1 protein-coding gene is annotated in these 1,218 nt (G+C 54.9%); it reads left to right on the plus strand.

Annotated features, from left to right (window positions below; genetic code table 11):
- On the plus strand, positions 1 to 1,218 hold a 1,218-nt coding region (locus tag ACIOZM_RS31890), incomplete at both ends, for an elongation factor G (protein ID WP_401221671.1).

Raw genomic sequence — 1,218 nt, forward strand, 5'->3', positions numbered from 1 at the left:
ACTGGCAAAAGTCACAAAATGGGCGAGGTGCATGACGGCGCCGCGACCACAGACTGGATGGTTCAGGAGCAGGAGCGTGGTATTACCATTACTTCTGCTGCTATTACCGCCTTCTGGCAGGGTTCCGAAAAGCAGCACAAAGACCAATATCGCTTCAACGTTATTGACACCCCGGGCCACGTAGACTTCACCATTGAAGTTGAGCGTTCCCTGCGTGTACTCGACGGCGCGGTCGTTGTGTTCTGCGGTACTTCGGGTGTTGAGCCACAGTCGGAAACCGTATGGCGTCAGGCCAACAAATACGGCGTTCCACGTCTTGTTTACGTAAACAAGATGGACCGTGCTGGTGCCAACTTCCAGCGCGTGATCGGTCAGATCAAGCAGCGTCTGGGTCACACTCCAGTGCCGATCCAGTTGGCTATCGGTTCCGAAGACAACTTCCAGGGTCAGATCGATCTGATCAACATGGAAGCTGTTTACTGGAATGATGCTGACAAAGGCATGACTCCACGTCGTGAGGCTATCCCTGCTGAGCTGCAGGAACTGGCTGAAGAATGGCGCAGCAACATGGTTGAGGCTGCGGCCGAAGCCAGCGAAGAGCTGATGAACAAGTACCTCGAAGGTGAAGAACTCACCATCGCGGAAATCAAGGCTGCTCTGCGTCAGCGTACTATCGCTGGTGAGATCGTTCTTGCTGTTTGCGGTTCTTCCTTCAAGAACAAGGGTGTTCCCCTGGTTCTCGACGCCGTTATCGACTTCCTGCCTGCGCCTGTTGATATTCCTGCCATCAAGGGTACTGACCCGGATGACGAGACTATCGAGCTGGAGCGTCATGCAGACGATTCGGAGCCGTTCTCGGCTCTGGCGTTCAAGATCGCTACCGACCCATTCGTGGGTACCTTGACCTTCGTCCGTGTTTACTCGGGCGTGTTGAACTCCGGCGACGGCGTGATCAACTCGGTTAAAGGCAAGAAAGAGCGCGTGGGTCGTATGGTGCAAATGCACGCAAACGCCCGTGAAGAGATCAAGGAAGTGCGCGCTGGTGACATCGCGGCCCTGATCGGCATGAAGGACGTCACCACTGGTGAGACCCTCTGCAACGCTGACAAGCCAATCATCCTGGTTCGTATGGACTTCCCGGAGCCGGTTATTTCGGTTGCCGTAGAGCCTAAGACCAAGGATGACCAGGAAAAAATGGGTATCGCACTGGGCAAGCTT

This window comes from Pseudomonas sp. NPDC087346 (genome assembly GCF_044744235.1).
Taxonomy (GTDB): Bacteria; Pseudomonadota; Gammaproteobacteria; order Pseudomonadales; family Pseudomonadaceae; genus Aquipseudomonas.